We start from the raw sequence: 671 nt of genomic DNA on the forward strand, positions 1-671 counted from the left end.
GGGTTGTCGCGGTAGGCGAGCAGGTCGGCGGCATGTTCGATGGCGGCGGAGATCGGCGTTTTGCCGACCGGTTTGATCGCATTCACCTGCGCTTGGAACGCCTCTTTGTCCACCGGCTGCGGGGTCACCAAGGTTTCGATATCGGTGCAATCGCCTTGGCTGCGGTGACCATAAGCGACGAGCCCCAAGTTCGTTTCGGCGCTCCACCCCTGCACCAAATCCCCCAGCACATCACGGGCAATTTCCATCTTGGAGGTGCCGTCAATCTGCCCCCACATCGAGCCGGATGCGTCATAGACGATGACGACATCCTCAGCAGCCTGCGCCACCGCAGCACAGAAAATGCCGCCTGAAATTGCTGTAATAGCCAACTTTGACGTAATCAGTTTCATTTAATGCTCTCTTTCAACTATATTCCGCACCGCTCAAGGCAGCACAGGGGCGCGGGTGATTGCGCGGTGAGCGGCAGCGGTCCCACCCACCGATTACGCAACGGGCTGTGCCGCAGGGTCAAGGACCGCCGCGCCGCCACCGCCAAAGGCACGCTCTTTAAGTTTGCGGAACTTGCCCGACATCTGCTCCAGCTTGGCATCCCATTCGGGGTTCGGCTCTTGGCCCTCGATGGTTTTGAAATAGACCTGCATCATGCAGGTGATGGCAAAGGGTTCGAG

At 59.0% G+C, this 671-nt stretch carries 1 protein-coding gene and 1 pseudogene; both read right to left on the reverse strand.

Going from position 1 to position 671, the window contains the following annotated elements; all coding sequences use genetic code 11:
- Nucleotides 1-392, reverse strand: a 392-nt coding sequence (locus tag HTT03_RS00010) for a vWA domain-containing protein (RefSeq protein ID WP_174857889.1), incomplete at its 3' end; no start/stop codon positions are given.
- Between the two features lie 93 nt (nucleotides 393-485).
- Nucleotides 486-671, reverse strand: a pseudogene (locus tag HTT03_RS00015) (hypothetical protein); the annotation flags it as partial.

The organism is Sulfitobacter maritimus (genome assembly GCF_013346665.1).
Classification (GTDB): domain Bacteria; phylum Pseudomonadota; class Alphaproteobacteria; order Rhodobacterales; family Rhodobacteraceae; genus Sulfitobacter; species Sulfitobacter maritimus.